This is a genomic window from Phaeobacter sp. BS52, assembly GCF_045040595.1.
GTDB classification, from domain to species: Bacteria; Pseudomonadota; Alphaproteobacteria; order Rhodobacterales; family Rhodobacteraceae; genus Phaeobacter; species Phaeobacter piscinae.
This window is the reverse complement of record NZ_CP090662.1, coordinates 1828393-1850016: the sequence shown is the minus strand read 5'-3', so window position 1 is coordinate 1850016 and position 21624 is coordinate 1828393. Positions and strand designations below refer to the sequence as shown.

The 21624-nt window shown below is 61.2% G+C and carries 10 protein-coding genes, 3 tRNA genes and 5 pseudogenes; 8 read left to right on the top strand and 10 right to left on the bottom strand.

Translation table 11 applies throughout. The features are described 5' to 3' along the window. The first annotated feature begins 62 nt into the window (after window positions 1–62). Complete coding sequence (locus L0Z65_RS08945) at window positions 63–302, top strand: Lrp/AsnC family transcriptional regulator (RefSeq protein WP_040174309.1); 240 nt, start codon at window positions 63–65, stop codon at window positions 300–302. 413 nt (window positions 303–715) lie between these two features. Here the strand turns inward: L0Z65_RS08945 and L0Z65_RS08940 are convergent. From L0Z65_RS08940 to L0Z65_RS08915, 6 genes and pseudogenes are all read right to left on the bottom strand, one after another. Then, a pseudogene (locus L0Z65_RS08940) lies at window positions 716–2069 on the bottom strand (aminotransferase). Window positions 2070–2282: 213 nt separating this feature from the next. Further along, window positions 2283–2357 (bottom strand) — tRNA-Gly (locus L0Z65_RS08935). A gap of 215 nt (window positions 2358–2572) precedes the next feature. After that, window positions 2573–2647, bottom strand: a tRNA-Gly gene (locus L0Z65_RS08930). 67 nt (window positions 2648–2714) lie between these two features. Then, on the bottom strand, window positions 2715–3626 hold the full coding sequence (locus tag L0Z65_RS08925; protein ID WP_405106917.1) for a NaeI family type II restriction endonuclease: 912 nt from the start codon (window positions 3624–3626) through the stop codon (window positions 2715–2717). A gap of 112 nt (window positions 3627–3738) precedes the next feature. Further along, window positions 3739–4714, bottom strand: a pseudogene (locus L0Z65_RS08920) (DNA cytosine methyltransferase). A gap of 156 nt (window positions 4715–4870) precedes the next feature. Beyond that, a tRNA-Gly gene (locus L0Z65_RS08915) sits at window positions 4871–4945 on the bottom strand. Between the two features lie 233 nt (window positions 4946–5178). On the opposite strand from L0Z65_RS08915, the gene L0Z65_RS08910 reads away from it, so the two are divergent. After that, entirely contained in the window at window positions 5179–5388 is a 210-nt protein-coding gene (locus L0Z65_RS08910; RefSeq protein ID WP_254683509.1) for a hypothetical protein, read from the top strand. Between the two features lie 115 nt (window positions 5389–5503). On the opposite strand, the pseudogene L0Z65_RS08905 reads toward L0Z65_RS08910, so the two are convergent. From L0Z65_RS08905 to L0Z65_RS08895, 3 genes and pseudogenes are all read right to left on the bottom strand, one after another. After that, window positions 5504–8948: pseudogene (locus tag L0Z65_RS08905) on the bottom strand (pyruvate carboxylase). A gap of 126 nt (window positions 8949–9074) precedes the next feature. Beyond that, window positions 9075–10280 carry an alpha-hydroxy acid oxidase gene (locus tag L0Z65_RS08900; protein WP_405106914.1) on the bottom strand — a complete coding sequence of 402 codons (1206 nt, stop codon included), beginning with the start codon at window positions 10278–10280 and terminating at the stop codon, window positions 9075–9077. A 521-nt stretch (window positions 10281–10801) separates the two neighbouring features. Beyond that, on the bottom strand, window positions 10802–12595 hold the full coding sequence (locus tag L0Z65_RS08895) for a sensor domain-containing diguanylate cyclase (protein ID WP_102897376.1): 1794 nt from the start codon (window positions 12593–12595) through the stop codon (window positions 10802–10804). 234 nt (window positions 12596–12829) lie between these two features. Here L0Z65_RS08895 and L0Z65_RS08890 point away from each other — a divergent pair. After that, window positions 12830–15196 (top strand): annotated as a pseudogene (locus L0Z65_RS08890) (ATP-dependent helicase). A 356-nt stretch (window positions 15197–15552) separates the two neighbouring features. Here L0Z65_RS08890 and L0Z65_RS08885 read toward each other — a convergent pair. After that, on the bottom strand, window positions 15553–15771 hold the full coding sequence (locus tag L0Z65_RS08885) for a DUF1127 domain-containing protein (protein WP_014874065.1): 219 nt from the start codon (window positions 15769–15771) through the stop codon (window positions 15553–15555). 319 nt (window positions 15772–16090) lie between these two features. Between L0Z65_RS08885 and L0Z65_RS08880 the strand changes: the two genes are divergently transcribed. The 5 genes and pseudogenes from L0Z65_RS08880 (at window position 16091) to L0Z65_RS08860 (ending at window position 21621) form a co-directional block, all read left to right on the top strand. Further along, complete coding sequence (locus L0Z65_RS08880; protein WP_096870908.1) at window positions 16091–17161, top strand: Mrp/NBP35 family ATP-binding protein; 1071 nt, start codon at window positions 16091–16093, stop codon at window positions 17159–17161. An 825-nt stretch (window positions 17162–17986) separates the two neighbouring features. Continuing rightward, window positions 17987–18455: pseudogene (gene mraZ, locus L0Z65_RS08875) on the top strand (division/cell wall cluster transcriptional repressor MraZ). A gap of 3 nt (window positions 18456–18458) precedes the next feature. Beyond that, window positions 18459–19466, top strand: coding sequence for a 16S rRNA (cytosine(1402)-N(4))-methyltransferase RsmH (gene rsmH, locus L0Z65_RS08870; protein ID WP_405106908.1), 1008 nt, complete (start codon window positions 18459–18461; stop codon window positions 19464–19466). Then, entirely contained in the window at window positions 19463–19837 is a 375-nt protein-coding gene (locus L0Z65_RS08865) for a cell division protein FtsL (RefSeq protein WP_096870910.1), read from the top strand. Before rsmH ends, L0Z65_RS08865 begins: the two co-directional genes overlap by 4 nt. Continuing rightward, window positions 19834–21621: a peptidoglycan D,D-transpeptidase FtsI family protein gene (locus tag L0Z65_RS08860; RefSeq protein ID WP_405106904.1), complete on the top strand. Its 1788-nt coding sequence runs from the start codon at window positions 19834–19836 to the stop codon at window positions 21619–21621. The genes L0Z65_RS08865 and L0Z65_RS08860 overlap by 4 nt, the downstream gene beginning before the upstream one ends. Window positions 21622–21624: the final 3 nt, after the last annotated feature.

Here is a 21624-nt window from a genome sequence, read left to right as displayed (position 1 = left end):
CGCCGCGCCTGCGTGTCAGCTTGGCGGTCAAACCACGCATTCCCAAACAGTTGAGGGGCACCATGTCCACCTGCGTCTTTATCCAGATCCGCTGCAAGCCCGGCACCACCTACAAGGTCGCCGAGGAGATTGCTCTGCGTGAAATCCATTCCGAGCTTTATTCCACCAGCGGGGACTATGATCTGTTGATGAAGCTATATATTCCCAGCGATCAGGATGTTGGCAAATATATCAATGACCAGCTCTTGGTCATCGACGGGATTGAACGCTCGCTCACCACAATGACCTTCAAGGTGTTCTGATCCGCCGCAGCGTTCGGGGCAGCGGGGGAGCGGCGCGGGTCCATGCCACGCCACCTCCCTTGCCCCGGTTTCCCCGACCTACCGGATACAGTGGTCCCCGGATCCACTGGCGCTCTGTACACCGCAAGTCCCGGACCGTCTGGTTCCCCCCGAAACCATCTGACCGCAGGGCCATGCAGGATCACATAATCAACTGGTGCTGAAATGCTGGTTTGGAACACCTTTGGAATAGGATAAGCCTTGCAGCATTTTATGGTCCATTCACGGGGAAAAACCGCAGGTTTGTGACATTGCTGATCTGGGAGGCCATCCTGCGCCCCACCGTGATAAGCCACCTGACCAAGAAAAAGCGGCGCCATGATCTGACGCCGCTGCCGTTGATTTTGCAGTCTTAATTGCCGCGCTTTTTCGCGTTAGTGGGCCAGGTGGCCACCGGCCTTCAGCTCCGCGTAGCTGGCGTCGATCGCGGTCTTCAGGCGGGTCAGCATCTCGTCAACTTCCTCGCGGGTGATGATCAGCGGCGGGCATAGCGCGACGGCATTCCCGGCCACCGCCCGCAAGATCAGCCCGTTGTCCTGGCACAGCCGTTGCGCGGTTGCTCCGGCACGCCCTTTTTCAAAACTCGCGCCGGTGGTTTTGTTCGACACCAACTCCAGCGCCGCAATCAATCCCTTGCCGCGCACCTCGCCCACCAGTGGATGATCGGTGAAAATCTCCCGCAGCTGCGCCTGCAAATAGCTGCCCACCTCGGCGGCATGCGCAAACAGGTTGTCACGCTCGTAAATCTCCAGCGTCTTCAGCGCTGCCGCACAGGCGGCGGGGTGACCGGAGTAGGTGTAGCCGTGGCCAAACACGCCGACCTCATTGGTCTGATCCACCATCGCCTCATACATCCAGCCCGGAATGACCGAAGCAGAGATCGGGAAATAGGCAGACGACAGCTGCTTGGCGAAGGTCATCAGATCCGGCGTGATGCCCATGGTGGTGCAGCCGAAATCCGCACCGGTGCGGCCAAAGCCACAGATCACCTCATCCGCCCAGATCAGAATGCCGTATTTGCGCAGCAGCGCCTGCAGCCCCTCATAGTACCCCTCCGGCGGCACGATCACGCCAGAGGCACCGGTGATCGGCTCCACGATCATCGCAGCAATTGTATCGGGATCCTCAGCAAGGATCTGATCCTCAAGGTTTTGCAGGATCCGCTCGACAAACTGCGCCTCGGTCTCATTGCCCTGCCGGGCGGTGTAATAATGCGGCGAGTCGGCGCGCAGGATGCTCAGCGCCTCCAGCGGCGCGTCGAAATGCGCCAGATTTGCGGGCAGGGACGTCAGTGAGCTTAGCCGCCACCGTGACCCCGTGATAGCCGCGCTCGCGGGTGATGATCTTGCGTTTTTCCGGCTTGCCGATGGCGTTGAAGTAATATCGCAGCATCTTGTAATGGGTGTCATTGGCATCCGAGCCGGAGTTGCCGAAGAAGATATAGGCATCCTCCACCGGCACCATTGCCGCCAGTTTATCCGCCAGATCCTGGATCGGCTGATGTGTCTTGCCGCCAAAGGTGTGGGAAAAGGGCAGCTTGTGCAGCTGTTCGGTGATCGCATCCATCACCTCGGTGTTGCTGTAGCCCAGCGAGGTACACCAAAGACCCGCCAGCCCTTCGATATATTTGCGCCCGTCGCTGTCGAACACATAAATGCCTTCGCCCCGCTCAAGGCAAAGCTGTTCAGTGGCGGTGAAATTGGTGGTGGGATAAATGACCGGGGCCATGGGCTGTTGTCCTCCTGAGCTGGCGCGCCGCCGCGGCGGCATATCGGGAATGGGGCTGGCGCCCCCTTTGGCCACAGCATTGGCGGGTTTTGAGAGTCGGGTCAAAGGAATTTGATCAAATCTTCGCGCCAATTCCGCACAGGCCATATGTGGCGCGCAGCAAAAGGCAGAAACGCAAAAGGCCGCTCGAAAGAGCGGCCTTTGCAATCCAAATGGAGCGGGCGAGGCGATTCGAACGCCCGACCCTAACCTTGGCAAGGTTATGCTCTACCCCTGAGCTACGCCCGCGCTGCCATTTGGTGAGGCGGTATGTAGGAAATTGCTGCAGCCCCCGCAAGAGGAAAAATGACCTGCCATAGCAGAAAATAGCAAAACCCACGCTGGCCCCACACACTCGCGGGCCTGCGCTTTACCGCCCGCGCTGATCCGGCAAATATCCTCTAGTGAATTGTTTTCATTGGACAAAGAAAAAGCCGCTCAATTGAGCGGCCTTTCTGTCCTGATGGAGCGGGCGAGGCGATTCGAACGCCCGACCCTAACCTTGGCAAGGTTATGCTCTACCCCTGAGCTACGCCCGCGCTGCCATCTGGTGAGGCGGTGAATAGGCAATTGCGCGCAGGGCTGCAATAGGAAAACAGCGGCTTTTTACGCCTTGTCGAAAAAATCTTCGCAGCCCGCGTGGCTGGCGCTCGCCGCCAGCCGGGCCTCTGCCAGGGTGGTCAGCTGCGCGGAGATGAATTCGGATGCGCTGCAATTGGGCAGGTCGAGTGCGCGGATCAGTTGTGCATCTTTGCGCCCCTCAAGGATCACGATGCCATCGCGGGCCAGAAGGTCGCGGGTGCCATGGCCGCCGTCCGAACGGATCCGCCGCATGAAATCCTTCTGCGCTGCCACGGCCTCCACCACATCCCGCGGAATCGGCTGGCGCTGTACCGCCCGGAACAGGGTCGCCATCCGGGCATTGCCGCTGTCCCCGGCGAAAATCTCCTCCACTACGGCCTCCGGCAGCAGGCGCCAGAAATTGGCCGGGTAGGGCTGGTCGCACAGCAGCCAGAGGATATGCTCAAACCCCTGCGCAGAGATCGACCGTTTGGCGTCCTTGTTCTGCCCGGCGGTCAGGTAATCGCGCCGTGCCACAATGAGCCCCAGATAACAACGCGCCCGCGGCTCATCTGCCGCCACCAGAATGCAGGGCTGATCCACCGCCTCGGTTGGAATCATCCAGTTGCTGCCCATCGTGTGTTTGATATCCACGTCATGGCCGAGGATTTCGGTATCCAGCCGCCCCTTCGGCAGCCGCAGCAGTGCGCGCAGCTCAATCTCCACCCGCGTGCCGATATAGGTCTTTTCGGTTTTTTCCAGATCCTCATAGGCGCGCCGACCGGTTTTGGCGGTCAGGATCACATCGTCAATGCAATCGCGCAGCATTGCGGGAACGCTGCGGGTCAGCTCCATCAACCCGCCCGCACGGGTGGTGATGTCCTGCGCCAATGCAGACAGCAGGGCGTGATCGGCGTGACCGGGGCTGACCTGGCTGGGCGGCAGTTTCTGTTTCATCGCACGCCCTGTGCTGATCCGCAGCGGCGGGATGAGTATTTCTGGAAAGGTGACGGGGCAGGGCGTGGCCTATCGGAGCAGGCGGAAATCAGGCCCAACATCTCAACGCGCCTCAGCGTCCGGCGGCAGGCGTGGTGACAACCTTCAGGCTGGGGCGTGCAATAGCCAGGCGGATCTGGCGCGCCACAGCCTCCGCCACCGGGGGCGGGAAGGCATTGCCGACCTGGCGATAGGCGTTGGTCTTGGCGCCGGTGAAATGCCAGCTGTCGGGGAAACCCTGGATGCGCGCCACCATCCGCACGGTGAGGCGCGGCATATCGTTGTGGAACGGATCCGGTGCCTCATAGGCGATCGTGCGCCCCTCAACGCCCAAGGCCGCCCAGGCACGCCGTGCCCGTGTCGGACCCAGATCCGGTCCGCCGTGTTTCTTGGAGCCGCCAACAATGGTCGGGGCGATTTCATCGGCCTTGGCGGCCCAGTCGTCCGCCCCGCGCCAGCCGCGTTCCTTCATCAGGTCGAGCAGCGTCTCACCCACAGTGCGCGGATTATGCGGCAGGGGGTCGGGCCAGTTGAACTGGCCAGAAAATTCCTTGCGCAGGGCAACAATCGCCACCCGGGGGCGCAGCTGCGGCACGCCGTAGTCAGAGGCATTGAGCAGCCGCCAGTCAGTCTCATAGCCAAGCTTGGCGAGCTGTTTCTTCAGCTTCTCGCGGTAATCATGGAACACCGCATCGAGGAAGCCACGTACGTTTTCGATCATCACCGCGCGCGGGCGGGTGGCGGCGACGATTTCGATGGCGTCATCAAAGAGATTGCGCTCGTCTTTCTCACCAAGCTGTTTGCCCGCAACGGAAAATGGCGGGCAGGGCAGGCCGCCTAGCCAGGAGATCAATACCGCGATAGGCGTCGGCATCCGCCTTGAAGGCGCGCACGTCCTCCTCCAGTACGTTCCACTGAGGGCGATTGTGGCGCAGGGTGGCGCAGCAGTGTTTGTCGATTTCGACCAGCGCGGTGTGGTCAAATCCGGCCTTCTCAAGCCCCAGCGCCTGACCGCCTGCCCCTGCGCAGAGTTCTACCGATGTGAGCATGCTGCCGTATTACCTGTTCTCGTGCTGCGGATGCAGCTGTTCCCGCTCTGTTCTTAGGCGCTGAAGTGATTCCGCGCAAGCCAGAGGCTACGCTGGATTTCAGAAACACAAAAGGCCACCGTTGCGTCTGCAGCGGTGGCCTTTTTGCTGTCCAAATGGAGCGGGCGAGGCGATTCGAACGCCCGACCCTAACCTTGGCAAGGTTATGCTCTACCCCTGAGCTACGCCCGCGCTGCCATTCGGTGAGGGGGATTTAGTCATTCGCTGGCAGGGCTGCAAGCGAAAAACGCAAAGTGGTCGGCAAAAAAATGACCGTCACAGCGATTTGAGCGACGGAACCCGCTGGTTGCTGCGTTTTACCTCTATAATGACACCATGAGCCCGGCCGAAACGACCCCAAGCACAACGTACCAATGAGCCGGGCCAACCCGCAGACAGATCTGCGAAACCGAAAAGGGAGCCGCTTGATAACACTGCTAAGCACACCGCTGCGTGACCGGCTGGGCACATCCTTGGACGACCGGCTGGATACCCTGCGTATTCTGGGTCTGACCGTTGCCATTTGTCTGGCAATCGGCGTCAAACTCACCGCCGGTGGACAGGCCGCGGGTCTTCATTCCGCCGAGACCCCGGTGATGCTGCCGCCCGCGATTGAGACACAGGCGCTGATCTGACCATCACGCATCTGGCAGCACGCACCATCTGACGAGAGAAAGGCGCCCCCGATCTGAGGGGACGCCTTCATATGTATTCGCAGCGCCCGCCATCCGTGACAGGCGCTGGCGGCGATCACTCCAGCTCGATCAGCAGATCCTTGGCGTCGATCTGACCACCGGGTTGGACATGCACGGCCTTCACCACCGCATCACGTTCGGCGTGGATGCCGGTCTCCATCTTCATCGCCTCGATGGTCAAGAGCATATCGCCCTCATGCACCGGCTGACCAACCTGCACCGCAACGGAGGCCACAACACCCGGCATCGGCGCACCGATGTGATTGGGGTTGCCCTGCTCGGCCTTCGGGTTGGCCTGGGTGGTGGCCTTGACCAGACGGTTCGGGACGCGAATGACGCGGGGCTGACCGTTCAGTTCAAAGAAGACTTTGACCTCCCCCTTGTCGTCAGTGTCGCCAATCGCCTGCAGGCGGATTTCCAGCGTCTTGCCGGGATCGATTTCGGCCGTGATCTCCTCGCCCGGTTCCATCCCGTAGAAGAAGGTGCGGGTGGGCAGGCTGCGGACCGGGCCATAGGTCCGGTGGCGGCCCATGTAATCAAGGAAGACCTTGGGATACATCAGGTAGCCGTTCAGATCCTCATCATCGACCTCTTTGCCTTCCAGTTCTTTGGACAGTTCGGCGCGGGTCGCTTCCAGATCCACCGGGGCGAGATGGGCGCCGGGGCGTTCCAGATTGGGGGCATCGCCTTTCAGCACCTTGGAGACGATCGCTTCAGGGAAGCCGCCCGGAGGCTGGCCCAGATTGCCGCGCATCATGTCCACCACCGAGTCGGGGAAGGCCACATCGGTCTTCGGATCCTCAACATCATCGCGGGTCAGCCCTTGGGACACCATCATCAGCGCCATATCGCCAACCACCTTGGACGATGGCGTCACCTTCACAATGTCGCCAAACATCTGGTTCACATCGGCATAGGTCTGCGCCACATCCGACCATTTCTCTTCCAGACCCAGCGACCGGGCCTGTGCCTTGAGGTTGGTGAACTGACCACCGGGCATCTCGTGCAGGTAAACCTCGGATGCAGGCGCGGCGAGACCGCTCTCGAAGGCCACATAATGCGCCCGCACCTGCTCCCAGTAACCGGAGATTTCGCGCACGGCGGCAATGTCGATACCGGTATCGCGGTCGGTGTTGCGCAGCGCTTCGACGATGGAGCCGAGGCAGGGCTGCGAGGTGCCACCACTGAAGGCATCCATCGCCGCATCCACCGCATCCACGCCCGCATCAGCCGCCGCCAGAATGGTGGCACCCGCCACACCGGAGGTGTCATGGGTGTGGAAATGCACCGGCAGGCCAACCTCTTCCTTCAGCGCCTTGACCAGCTGGCGGGCGGCCGCTGGCTTCAACAGGCCTAGCCATGTCTTTGAGGCCCAGAATATGCGCGCCTGCGGCTTCCAGCTCCTTGGCCATGCCGACATAATATTTGAGGTCGTATTTGGCCCGGTTCGGATCGAGGATATCACCGGTGTAGCAGATGGTGCCTTCGCAGATCTTGCCGCTCTCGACGACCGCATCCATGGCAACACGCATGTTTTCAACCCAGTTGAGGCTGTCAAATACGCGGAACACATCCACGCCGGTGGTCGCGGCCTGACGCACGAATTCCTGCACCACATTGTCGGGGTAGTTGGTGTAGCCAACCCCGTTGGAGGCGCGCAGCAGCATCTGGGTCATCAGGTTCGGCATCCGCTCGCGCAGATCGCGCAGGCGCTGCCAGGGACATTCCTGCAGGAAGCGGTAAGCCACGTCGAATGTCGCGCCGCCCCAGCACTCAACCGAGAACAGCTGGCTGAGGTTCTGCGCATAGGCCGGGGCCACCTTGATCATGTCATGGCTGCGCATCCGGGTGGCCAGCAGTGACTGGTGGCCGTCGCGCATGGTGGTGTCTGTCAGCAGCAGCTGGCGCTGTGCTTTCATCCAGTCGGCCACCGCCTGAGCGCCCTTCTGCTCCAGCAGGTTGCGGGTGCCATAGGGCTGCGTTGCGGCATCCGCCTTGGGGGCGCGCGGCTCTTTCAGATCGGCATGGGGCGCGGCGCGGCCTTCGGTTTCGGGATGCCCGTTGACCGAGATATCGGCGATATAGGTCAGCACTTTGGTGCCCCGGTCGCGGCGCTTGGCGAACTGGAACAGCTCCGGCGTCTCGTCGATGAATTTGGTGGTATATTCATTCGATAGGAAGGTCGGGTGTTTCAGCAGGTTCTCGACAAAGGCGATATTGGTGCTGACACCGCGCACCCGGAATTCGCGCAGGGCGCGGTCCATCCGCGCAATCGCCTTCTCCGGGGTGGGGGCCTTGGCTGTCACCTTTGTCAGCAGCGAATCGTAGTATCGCGTGATCACCCCGCCCGCATAAGCCGTGCCACCATCCAAACGGATCCCCATGCCGGTGGCCGAGCGATAGGCGGTGATGCGGCCATAGTCGGGAATGAAGTTGTTCAGCGGATCTTCAGTGGTCACCCGCGTCTGCAAGGCATGGCCGTTGAGGCGGATTTCATCCTGTGACGCCTTGCCGGTGGCCTCGGCAATGGTCTTGCCCTCGGCGATCAGGATTTGCGCCTGCACGATGTCGATACCGGTGACTTCCTCGGTGACGGTATGTTCCACCTGAACGCGCGGGTTTACTTCGATGAAGTAGAATTTGCCGTCGTTCATATCCATCAGGAATTCGACGGTGCCTGCGCATTCATAGTTCACATGCTGGCAGATCTTGCGGCCCAGATCGCAGATCTCGGCGCGCTGCTCCTCTGTCAGATAGGGGGCAGGCGCGCGTTCGACCACCTTCTGATTGCGGCGTTGGACGGAGCAGTCCCGCTCATAGAGATGGTAGATCTCGCCGTGCTTGTCGCCAAGGATCTGAACCTCAACGTGCCGGGCGCGGGTGATCATCTTCTCCAGATACCCCTCGCCATTGCCAAAGGCGGCTTCCGCTTCGCGGCGGCCTTCCAGTACTTTTTCTTCCAGCTCATCTTCGCTGTGGATCGGGCGCATGCCGCGACCGCCGCCACCCCAGGAGGCTTTCAGCATCAGCGGGTAACCCACGTCTGCGGCTTCCTTGCGGATCGCGTCCATATCATTGCCCAGCACCTCGGTTGCCGGGATCACGGGCACATCGGCCTCAATCGCGACGCGGCGGGCGCTTGCCTTGTCGCCAAGGGCGCGCATGGTTTCCGCTTTCGGCCCGATGAAGGTGATGCCATTGCGCGCGCAGGCATCCACGAAGTCCGGGTTCTCGGACAATAGGCCGTATCCGGGGTGAATCGCATCGGCGCCGCATTCCTTCGCGACACGAATGATTTCATCAATCGACAGATAGGCGGCGACTGGCCCCATCCCTTCGCCGATCCGATAGGCTTCATCCGCCTTGAACCGGTGCAGGCCCAGCTTGTCCTCCTCGGCATAGACGGCCACGGTCTTCTTGCCCATCTCATTGGCTGCCCGCATGACGCGGATGGCGATCTCGCCGCGGTTGGCGATCAGGATTTTCTTGAAGTCGGTCATGGCTTCCTCGGGGTCGTGCAGTTTGGCGAAGTGATAAGCGCAAATTAGGGTCCGGTATAGACGTAGTTCTGGGTATGGCCAGCGTGATAGCGCTGACCTGAGGCCAGAAACCGGCAAAAATTGCGATTACGGCGGTGTATTTATGTCCGTATCGGTCCTATTTGTCGCGAATGGCGGGTTAAGGGGCGGAAGTGTCAGCGGTTGCGGCAAGTTGGTCAAATCGGGGATCCCGAGTTGGCCCATGTTTGCCTCCAGGTCCTTACGCAGTATGTCGATCAGATGCGCCGGTCCCCGTGGTCCAAGCGCGGCGAGCGCAAAATGGAAGGCGCGGCCTAGCATCACGAAGTCAGCTCCCAATGCCAGCGCCCGCAGGATATCCAGCCCGCCCTCGATTCCGCTGTCGAAAATCAGCGGCAGGCGGGTGGCGGCGCGAATGCCGGGCAAGGTCTCAATCGTTGACAGGGCCGCATCAAACTGCCGCCCGGCGTGATTGGATACCCAGAGCGCATCAACGCCAAGGGCCTCCAGTGGCGCGGCATCTTCGGCGCGCATAACGCCCTTGATGATCAACGGGCCATCCCAATGGTCCCGCAACCATTTCACATAGTCCCAGTCGGGCGAGGTGCGCAGCAGGTAGCCGACATGGGCGGTCGACGACAGGCTGTCGGTCTGGCCAGCGGTGTATTTGTCCAATGTCCGCATATGCGGCAGGCCACGCTGCGCCATGCCCATGGCCCAGGTCGGTCGCATGGCCACCTGTGCCAGCAGCCGGGGGGTGAGCCGCGGCGGCTGCGTCAGCCCGGAGCGGGTCTGCCGTTCCCGCCGGGAGGCGACGGGCACATCCACGGTCAGCACCAGCCCGGCAAATCCGGCGGCCTTGGCGCGCGCCAGCAGATCGCGGCGGATGTCTGGGTCCTTCGGCGGGTAGAGCTGGAACCACGGCGCGGCCCCCAGATCATCCACCAGATCCTCGGGTGACTGGCTGGCGACGGTGGACAGGCAATAGGGCAGGCCCTGTGCCGCAGCGCAGCGCGCCAGCAACCGTTCCGCATCCGACCAGATCAGCCCGGACATGCCAACCGGCGCCACACCAAACGGCAGCGGGCGGTCAACGCCCAGAAAGCGACGGGTCAGATTGGTCTGCTGAGGCCCATGCAGGATAGACGGCGAAAACCCCAGCTGATCCAACGCAGCACGGTTGCGGGCCTTGGTTGCCTCGGTCCCGGTGCCGCTGTCCAGATACTCCCAAACGAACCGCGGCAGGCGCCGCCGGGCGCGCTGGCGAAGGTCACTGAGAGCGGGATAACGCTGGTGCAGATCCATGCCGCGCATTTGTCGCTGCCTTGCAGCAAAAGTCTAGTGCCGAGTGCGGGTTTGAAATAATTTTGTAACTATTCGTGCTGGGCCTGTTCCATCTGGTTCCCTCTCATGCGGCTGCGCGAGGCCATGCGGCCATGCGCTCATCCAGGCCCGCCGCCGCCCGCATTGCGCTCTTCGTGACATGATACTGGTCGCGTGCGGCAGGTGCCGGGCCAGAGCATTGGGCATACTGACCTGTGTGCTTGCAGGGGCCAAGTCAGCTGCGCAAGAAAGCCATCTGAGTGTTGCAGGCGTCTCCTTTGCCTCGGCGGCCCTCGCGGATCTTTGCTTGCTGCTGCCGTGTCACTCAATGGTGGAAAATATGTCTCAGGCGCAAGGGAGGCACACGACCGCCGCGCGCACTGAACGGTAGAGGTTGGGCAGCGAGGCAGGGGTTAGGTCGCGAGACCGCGGCGGCTGAGCTTGCGCGGTAGATCGCTGCTGGCCGGGTCAAGGGGCGCGATGGCCCGACTCCTTGGTCACGCGCAATCGCCTCATTCGGCGGCGATCGGACCGTCGGGTTTTGGAGATGTGGACAGGCCTTTTTGCGCGCCGGGGTCGCGCGGGGCCTGTTCGGCTGAGGAGGCGACACAGACCTGATTGCGCCCCTTTGCCTTCGCCTCATAGAGTGCCTCATCCGAGGCCCGCAGCAGATCTTGTGGCATGGTGCCGTGACGCGGGTAATGGGCCACCCCAAGGGAGATCGAAATTCCTGGCAGCGCCTTTTCCCCGTAGCGCACAACAATGGCCTCCACCGCCTGGCGCAGCAGCTCGGCCTTGGTCATGACGTCTTCCTGGCTGGCGCCGGGCAGGATCAGGGTGAATTCCTCGCCGCCCGGACGGCAGGCCACCTCTTCGCCGTCGCAGGCCTGCTCCAGCACCGAGCCAACGGCGCGCAGAACCATATCCCCGGCATCGTGACCATGGTTGTCATTGAATTTCTTGAAGTGATCCACATCCACCGCGATCAGGCTGAGTGGGATGCCCGATTTCTGGCTGGCATTGATGCTCTTGCGCAGGGTTTCGGTCATATGGCGACGATTGAACAGGCCCGTCAGCGGGTCACGCACGGATTGATCATGCAGCTGATCGCGCATCCGCACATTGGCGATGGCCATGGAAATCTGTTCCGCGCACATCTGGGCCAATTTCTTGCTCTGTGTGAATTCTTCAGTGACGTCACTCAGGGCGCGCAGATGCATCAGGCCAACAGTTTCGCCATGCGCAAGGATCGGGAAGCAGTAATAGGCGCGACCGTCATGGGGTTCGGCATGTTCGCAGACAAAATCAATCTCCGAGGCGCCAAATTCATAGGTGCGGCCACGGCGCAACCCCCAGCATTCTTCCGGGTGAATGTGATCTTTGTGGGTGCCGCCATTCCAGCTGGCGCAGCCGTCCAGTACATCGCGTGAGTTGGAGTAGACATAAACGCTGCCTTCGGCTGTTGGCAGGATATGGGTCATAAAACGCGCAACCATGTCAAACAGCTCATCTAGCGAGCGGCTGGATTGCAGCCATTCGTTCAGCTCCCCCAGCAGCTGGACCTCGCGGGCCAACCGCAGCTGTTCGTCCAGAATTTCACGTTCGGTTTCGCTGCGCTGACGCAGCTGGTTCATGCGGAAACGGTTCGATTTGAAAATAACATAGACGGCAATTGTCATTGCCAGCAGCGCAACGCCGGTCAGCAGGGCAACCGAAAGCCGGGCCAGCTGTATGAAGGTGTCTCGCAGGTCGGTGATATCCGTATGGAAATCAATCGCGCCGTCGAAATGACCATTGTGCATAAGCGGTACGTAGATGCGGGCAACCTCTCGGGTGATCCCCTCGTCGTAGCTGTCGCTGAGCGGGGAATCGTCGATCTCAAACGCGGAAACCGTTCTACTGTTGTAGTAGACTTCACCGCGGGACACCTGAGTCGAAAAGAAGACGTTGGCCTCAAATTCCCCGATTTCATCACTGCGCGAGGACCAGAAAATCTCTCCCGCGCTGGTCAGGAGGCGATAGCGATAGACATCCGTCTCCTCGGTGAACAAGGTCAGCAACGCGGCATCCTGAGGCTGGATGATCCCCTCTTCAAAGGCTTTTTCGGCGTTGGCCATATGTAGGGTCACGCGGCGCTGCCACAGTTCGGCCTGCTTCCGGATGTCCGCCTCCAGCATTTTATCGACAACCGGGCCGGGCACCGCCAGTACTGCCCAGATCGATACCACAGCGGCTGCAATCAGCATGAGCAGCAGGGACAGGCTGCGGATTTTCTCCGCAATGCTTGAGGTCAATGCAGTGTTCATAATGTGCTGGTCTGCCCCACTGGTACTTGGTCAATCAACAACAACCCATAGGTGAATCAACATGGCTGACGGTGTTTTAGAAAACGTTAACGCCCCAGTTCCTGGCCGTCTTGAGGGGGGCAGGGTGCCCATGGATAACGCCGCAAAGCGGACATGAGTTGCCATGATATTAGGGTGGAACAGACTGTGAACGCCCTCTTTCCGCCGGGATTGAATCGCGCTAATGTCCCGCTCATGAGCAGTTTTGACGATATCGACCCCTATGAGGGGATCTCGCTGTCCGCGCGCGCCATGGCAGCGCGGCCGATGCCGTATCTCGACGGGCTGAACCCGGCACAGCGGGCCGCCGTTGAATGCCTGGAGGGACCTGTGCTGATGCTGGCCGGGGCTGCAGCACCGGCAAGACGAAGGCGCTGACTGCGCGCATCGTGCATCTTCTAACCACGGGCACCGCCAAACCAAACGAGATCCTTGCCGTGACCTTTACCAACAAGGCCGCGCGCGAGATGAAGGAGCGGGTTGCAGGCATGTTGGGGCAGGCGGTTGAGGGGATGCCCTGGCTTGGCACCTTCCACTCGATCTGCGTGAAACTGCTGCGCCGCCATGCCGAATTGGTCGGGCTCAAATCCAATTTCACCATTCTGGATACCGATGATCAGATCCGCCTGCTGAAACAGCTGATCAAGGCGGAGGGCATTGATGACAAACGCTGGCCCGCACGGATGCTGGCAGGCGTCATTGACGATTGGAAAAACCGGGCGCTGACGCCGTCGAAGGTGCCGGTCTCCGATGCCAGTGCCTACAACCATCGCGGCGTGGATTTCTATGCTCAGTATCAGGCGCGGCTAAAGGATCTGAACGCGGTCGATTTTGGCGACCTACTGCTGCATATGGTCACCATCTTTCAGGATAATCCGGATGTGCTGGAGCAGTACCAACGCTGGTTCCGCTTTATCATGGTGGACGAGTATCAGGATACCAATGTGGCGCAGTATCTCTGGCTGCGGCTGCTGGCGGGCGCGCATAAGAACATCTGCTGCGTCGGTGACGATGACCAATCTATCTATGGTTGGCGCGGCGCAGAGGTCGGCAATATCCTGCGGTTTGAAAAGGATTTTCCCGGCGCCAATGTGGTGCGGCTGGAACAAAACTACCGCTCGACCGAACATATTCTCAGCGCGGCCTCCGGTGTGATCCGTGGCAATTCCGGCCGTCTGGGCAAGGAGCTGTGGACTGAGGCGCGCGGCGGCGAGAAGGTCCGGCTGATCGGTCATTGGGACGGCGAAGAGGAAGCCCGCTGGATCGGCGAGGAGATTGAGGCGATGCAGCGCGGCACCCGTGGTCTGGCGCCGGTCGATCTTAACAATATGGCGATCCTCGTGCGGGCCTCGCATCAGATGCGCGCCTTTGAGGACCGGTTTCTGACCATCGGCCTGCCGTACCGGGTCATTGGCGGGCCACGTTTTTATGAGCGGCTCGAAATTCGCGATGCCATGGCCTATTTCCGGCTGGTGGTCAGTGCTGACGATGACCTGGCTTTTGAGCGGATCGTCAACACGCCGAAGCGCGGCCTTGGCGACAAGGCGCAGCAGACCATTCAGACCATGGCGCGCAGCAATGGAGTCTCCCTGGTGGAGGGCGCGCGGCTTGCGGTTGAATCCGGCCAGATCAAGGGGAAGGGGGGCAATGCCCTGCGCCAGCTGGTCACCGATCTTGCCCGCTGGGGACGTCTGGCGGGCGACGCCGACATGACCCATATGGAGCTGGCCGAAACCATTCTGGATGAAAGCGGCTACACTACCATGTGGCAGACCGACAAAAACCCGGATTCGCCGGGGCGTCTGGAAAACCTCAAGGAACTGGTGAAGGCGCTGGAGGCGTTTGAAAACCTGCAAGGCTTCCTCGAACATGTCAGTCTGATCATGGATAATGACAAACAGGACGCCGCCCAAAAGGTGTCGATCATGACGCTACACGCCGCCAAAGGGTTGGAATTTCCGGCTGTGTTCCTGCCCGGCTGGGAGGATGGCCTGTTCCCCTCGCAGCGCTCCATGGATGAAAGCGGCCTGAAGGGCCTCGAGGAAGAGCGCCGTCTGGCCTATGTCGGCATCACACGGGCCGAGGAAATCTGCACCATCTCCTTTGCCTAGCAATCGCCGTGTCTTTGGGCAATGGCAGTCACAACTGCCCTCCCGCTTCATTGATGAGCTGCCGGAAGAACATGTGGAGGTGCTGACCCCGCCCGGTCTTTATGGTGGTGGCTACGGGGCTGCGGCCCCCGGCGGTGGTGGTGGGGCGGTGCGCTCCACGATTGAGGATCGCATGGCAGCTGCCGACGGGTACAACTCGCCCGGTTGGAAGCGCATGCAATCCCGCGCCGGTGAGCGTGGTCTGTCACAACCCAAGGAAAGCAAATCCAGCGTCATCGACCTCACCGCGACATCCGCCTTCATGGTTGGGGAGCGGGTGTTTCACCAGAAATTTGGCTATGGGGCGATCACCGGGATCGAAGGCGACAAACTGGAGGTGGATTTTGAGAAGGCTGGCACCAAGAAAGTCGTGGCCCGCTTTGTCTCCGCAGCGGAGGACGTGCCCTTTTAATCCACACCTAGATGGGACCTTGCCGTGATGGATCACATCTATTGGTCGTCGCAGTGACGAAGGCCGACATAGCAGTCAAAACAGATCAGGCGTCGACATTCTGTCGGCGCCTTTTTTGCGGCCGGTGATCAGTGGGAGGGACTGCGGTGCAGGCCATAAGGCACAAAAAAACGGCGGTGCCAGGGAGGAGGAGGGCACCGCCGTTCTGTGCAACACCATACCATCAGGGAGGAGGAGGCATGGTGTATCAGGATCCGGCTATGACGCCGGTATAGGGTGCGGTGACATCAGGGAGGAGGAGGATGTCACCGCGATTACAGGCCCTCAAGGGAGGAGGAGAAGAGAGCCTGAACTCTTTATTTCGTGCCGTAGGCGGCCTCATAGGCAACGCTGCGCAGCATGGAGCGGCTCAGCCCCAGATCTGCCAGTTCGCGACCAGAGAGCGTCGACAGCTCATTCATGGTCTGGCGATACAGGCGGTAGCGTGCAATCTTGCCTTTCAGTTCGTCAAACACGGCGCGCGGGCTGAAGGCCAGAGCGCCTTTACGGGTTGTCATATTATCAACAGCGGCCATCGGTGTTGTCCTTAACGTCTATGTGTGTGTCTGGCCGTTTCCGGCCTCGCTTGACCCCATAAATATGATAATGCTGCGAGCGCACAATCCCTGAAAGGGGCATTTCTGCTATGCAGCAAATGCATGGGTTTCCTAAGGGAAACGGGGTTGATCCTGCTGAGTTATGCATCAAGGAGCGGTCAGGCGCTCAAAAACCGGGCGGGGCGTGAACCGGCGTGCCATGGCGCCTGCCTTGATCGGCGCGGTCTCTCATCGCAATGCGGCCTTGGGCTTGGTCGCGGCAGGTCTTATATGGCTGGAAACCATGAGGAGACCGGCCATGACCCCCACCCAGGAAGAGATTCGCGACGCCCTTGCGCGGCTGCAGCTGCCCGATGGCGGCACGCTGGTCTCACGTGACATGCTGCGCGCGGTGATGGTTGATGGCGGGCGCGTCAGTTTCGTGATCGAGGCCCCCAATCCGCAGATCGCCGCCCAGATGGAGCCGCTGCGCCGCGCTGCCGAGGCCACTGTTCTGGCCTTGCCGGGGGTGGACAGCGTGTCCGCTGCACTGACCGCTCATGCGGACGCGGCCGCCAAACCGGCGCCGACCCTGAAACTGGGCGGTCATCCCAAACCGCAGCAGGGGCCGCTGAAACCCAGTGGTGTCAAACGCATTCTCGCGGTTGGTTCGGGCAAGGGCGGCGTGGGCAAATCCACCGTCAGCGCCAATCTCGCCGTGGCTCTGACGCGGCAGGGCCGCAAGGTGGGGTTGCTGGATGCGGATATATATGGACCGAGCCAGCCGCGCATGATGGGCGCCAGTGGCCGCCCCGCCAGCCCGGATGGCAAAATCATTGAACCGCTGCACGCCCATGGCGTCACTTTGATGTCCATCGGCTTCATGGTGGATGAGGCCAAGGCCGTGGTCTGGCGCGGCCCGATGTTGATGGGCGCGTTGCAGCAGATGCTTGGGCAGGTGAACTGGGGTGAACTCGACGTGCTGATTGTGGACCTGCCGCCCGGCACCGGCGATGTGCAGTTGACCCTCTGTACCAAGGCGGAGCTGTCCGGCGCCATCGTGGTCTCCACGCCGCAGGATGTGGCGCTCCTCGATGCGCGCAAAGCGCTCGACATGTTCAACACCCTCAAGACCCCCGTGCTGGGCTTGATTGAGAATATGTCCTTCTTCTCCTGCCCGGACTGCGGTGGCGAGCATCATATCTTTGGCCATGGCGGCGTCGCTGCGGAGGCGGAGCGCCTTGGCGTGCCGCTGCTGGGCGCGCTGCCGATTGATCTTGAGACCCGGTTGGCAGGCGACAATGGCACGCCGATTGCGGCCGGTGATGGCGTGATGGCGCAGGCCTACGCCAAAATGGCCGAAGGGCTGATCCGCGGCGGTATGGCCTGACACACTATCTGATCGCCAATCGACCGGCCTGCTGAAGGCCGGTCTCACCCGCAAGCCCTGTTGTCGGATCTCACAGCAGCCCGACCGCCGGGCTGGCTTTGGGCGATCATGGGCTATCTGGGAAATTATGGGAGCCATGGGAGTTCATGGGGCCGGTGGGAATTTATGGGCGTGCGTGAGCGCGTTTTGCCGCCGCTACTCCGAATCACTGTGCCCTTACGGTGCGTTTATTCGGGAATACCGGCCAAATCAGGCCGTTTTGAGTGTTCCGCACGGATGGAGCTTTTCGAACGAAAAGAGAACACGCTGATTCTCCAGATCTGTTTGCAGAATATCTGGGAAATCATGGCACTTTTTTCAGATCCACGATCGCACCTATATGTAGTGGGTTTTGCGATGTCTTAATCTATACGTGGGAAAATTATCGATTCCTCTCCGTAGAATCGGCGCGGCATTATCTACATGCGGCAGGAGGGTCCACAGAAAACAGTTGTGGCCCACGTTTTCCCATAGTATCCCTAGTTCATCGAATGAGACGAAGAGCAGGGGCACCAAACGACCCCAACCAAAACTACTAAGAAGCAGGTTTCATACAGGCCTTCGCTTTCATCGAAAATAGAGAGATCCGGCGCGCGAGCGAGCAGACATCCCCCCAGGTGGCGCGCGCAGTCGGACACCCCGCATGTCGGGATTAGGGAGGCGGGTTGATCAGTGGCAGCAGATCAGCCCGCCCCTTTTGCTTCTGGGGATCGCTTCGGCACGAGGGACGCTGAAAAAAGGGACGATAGATTGGGCCGTAGGTTCAGAGGTGAAAGCCACCATAAGGTGGATACAAAGGGGCGGGTCTCGATTCCGGCCTCCTTTCGCCGTGTTCTGGAAGCGGGCGATCCCAACTGGCAGTCCGGCAGCAACCCCGAACTGGTGATCGTCTACGGCGACCAGCGCCGCAATTTTCTCGAATGTTACACGATGGAGGCGATCGAGGAAGTCGACGCCAAAATCGACGCCTTGCCGCGGGGCTCAATGCCGCGCAAAATGTTGCAGCGCATGTTCCATGGTCAGTCCTTCCCGACCAATGTGGATGAAACCGGGCGCCTGGTGCTGCCTGCGAAGCTGCGCAACAAGATTGATCTGGAGGCCGAAGCGTTCTTTATCGCGGCTTAGCGACACATTCCAGATCTGGAAGCCTGAAACCTATGAAGAGGAAGAGCTGGCGAAATCTGAGGAGTGGATGGATGATCTGCCCGAGGACTTCGACCCGATGGAACTCCTCGACGGCGCCGGAGGCGCTTGATCCATGACAACGGACCGCCCAACCTCAACCGGTCCTCACGTACCGGTTCTTCTGCGTCCGCTGCTGAAAGCGGTGGCGCCGGTCACCGGGCGCTGGCTTGATGGCACCTTTGGGGCCGGGGGCTACAGCCGTGGCCTGCTGGAGGCGGGCGCGGATCATGTCATTGGCGTCGACCGCGATCCGCTGGCCTTTGAAATGGCCGAAGGCTGGATCGGCGACTATGCTGGCCGTCTGAGCCTGCAACAGGGTGTGTTCTCCCGCATGGACGACTATGCGCAGGATCTTGATGGCGTTGTGCTGGACCTTGGCGTCTCCTCCATGCAGCTGGATCTGGCCGAACGCGGCTTTTCCTTTATGCGCGACGGGCCGCTGGATATGCGCATGTCGCAGGATGGCCCCTCAGCCGCTGATCTGGTTGCGGAGCTGGATGAGGCCGCCTTGGCCGATATCCTGTTCCTCTTTGGGGAAGAACGCGCCAGCCGCCGTATCGCCCGCGCCATCGTGAAGGCCCGGACCGAGGCGCCGATCACCACGACGCTGCAACTGGCTGGCATTATCGAAGGCTGCCTGCCGCGCTCCAAACCCGGCCAGTCACACCCCGCCACCCGCAGCTTTCAGGGGCTGCGCATTGCGGTGAACGCCGAATACGAAGAGCTGTTTGAAGGGCTTCTGGCTGCCGAGCGCGCGCTGAAGCCGGGCGGACTGCTGGCCGTGGTGACGTTTCATTCGATCGAGGATCGCATGGTCAAACGCTTCTTCCAGCACCGCGCGGGCAAGACCGGTCGCGCCAACCGTTATGCGCCCGAGGTGGAGGAAACCCCCTCGCAGTTCACACTGGTCACCCGCAAGGCGGTGGGCCCAGACGACGAGGAACTGACCGAAAACCCGCGCTCCCGCTCTGCGCGGCTGCGGGTCGGACGCCGCACCGAGGCCGCGCCGATTGCAATCAGCGCCAAGGACATCGGCATGCCCCAGCTGAAGCAGGCGCAGGGGAGAGACAAACGCTCATGAAGACGCTGCTTTATATCGCCACCTGCCTGGCTGTCTTTGGGTTGGCGTTCTGGGCTTACCGCGAGAATTACACCACTCAGCAGGTGCTGAAGGAGACCCGCAGCCTGCAACGCCAGATCGGTGCCTCGCAGGTCCGGCTTAGTGTGTTGCGCGCCGAATGGGCCTATCTCAACCGCCCGGATCGCCTGCGCGAACTGGCGGAGCTGAACTTTGATCGCCTCAGCCTGCTGCCGCTGCGCCCGGAACAATTTGGCCGCGTGGATGAGGTTGCCTATCCCCCGCAGGAGGATGAGCTGCTGGATTTCACCAACGGGGTTGAGGTTTCCGCGCTTGGGGCCAATGGCCAGACAGCAACGGGGACGCAGCCATGATCCGCACGCCGCTGCGCCCCTTGGCCCGGATCCTGACTGCGCGCGCGCGCGGCGAAAACCCGGATGCCATCGAACGGGAAAACCTGCGCCAGCGCCATGCGGAAATGCAGACCCAATCCCGCCAGCGCGCCGAGGGGCGGCTGCTGGTGCTGGGGATGTTTTTCCTCTGCGCCTTCACCGCGATTGTCGCGCGGATGGCGACACTGGCCACCTCCGAACCGGTTGAGCCAATCGCCAGCGCGCCCGGCAGCGCCATCGCCATGCAACGCGCCGATATCGTCGACCGCAAGGGCCGCATTCTGGCGACCAACTTTGAAACCCATTCGCTCTATGCCCAGCCGCCGCAGATGGTGGACCCGGAAGGGGCCGCGCAGCGTCTGGTTGAGATCTTCCCCGATCTGGAGCTGGAGCGGCTGGTCGGTGACTTCACCGGTAAGCGTAAGTTTATCTGGATCAAGAAGAAAATCAGCCCCGAGCAGAAACAGGCGGTGCATGATATCGGTGATCCCGGCTTGCTGTTTGGCCCCCGCGAGATGCGGCTTTATCCCAATGGCAGCGTCGCGGCGCATGTGCTGGGTGGGGCCGGTTTCGGCAAGGAAGGTGTCAGCGCCGCCGAGGTGATCGGCGTCGCGGGTGTCGAGAAGCAGTTTGACGACTACCTGCGCGATCCGGCCAATGGCGGGCGTCCCCTGCAGTTGTCGCTGGATCTGACGGTACAGGCCGCCTCCGAACGGGTGCTTTATGGTGGCATGAAGCTGATGAACGCCAAGGGGGCGACCTCGATCTTGATGGACGTCCACACCGGCGAGGTGATCTCCGTCGTGTCGCTGCCGGATTTTGATCCCAATGACCGCCCGCGTCCGCCCACCTCCGGCTTTGATCCCTCCACCAGCCCGCTGTTCAACCGCGCGGTGCAGGGCGTCTATGAACTCGGCTCGACCTTCAAGATTTTCACGGCGGCACAGGCAGTTGATCTGGGGATTGTGAATTCCGAGACCATTATCGACACCTCCGGTCCAATGCGGATCGGGCGTTTCCCGATTGGTGAGTTTCACAACAAGAACTATGGCAAGCTGAGTGTTGCCGACATTATCGTCAACAGCTCCAACCGGGGCACCGGGCGGCTGGCCTTGCAGATTGGCGCGCAGCGTCAGCAGGATTTCCTGCGCGCGATGGGCATGTTCGAACCCACCCCGATTGAGATCGCCGAGGCGGCAGGCGGCAAACCGCTGAAACCCCGCAAATGGGGGGAGCTGAGCACGGTGACGATTTCCTATGGGCATGGGCTGTCCACCAGCCCGATGCATCTGGCGGCGGGTTATGCGGCGATTGCCAATGGCGGCCAATATGTTGCCCCCACCATCCTGCGCCAGAAGGGGCCACAGCTGGGCCACAGGGTCATGTCGCCGGAGGCCGCCGGTCAGGCCCGCGCGATGCTGCGCAAGGTCGTGACCAGCGGGACCGCCAGTTTTGGCGAGGTGCCCGGCTATCAGGTCGGCGGCAAGACCGGCACCGCTGACAAGCCCAAACCCCGTGGCGGCTATTACGAGAGCAAGGTCATCGCCACCTTTGCTGCCATGTTCCCCGCCCATGATCCGAAATATGTGCTGGTGGTGACGCTGGATGAACCGTCGGTCATTGCCCATGGTGAGGAGCGCCGCACCGCAGGCTGGACAGCTGTGCCGGTTGCGGGTGAAATGATCGGCCGCGTTGCGCCGCTTCTGGGGCTCAGACCACAAGTTGAACCCGATGGGCTTGCTGCTATAACCCTCACCTCAAACTGAACA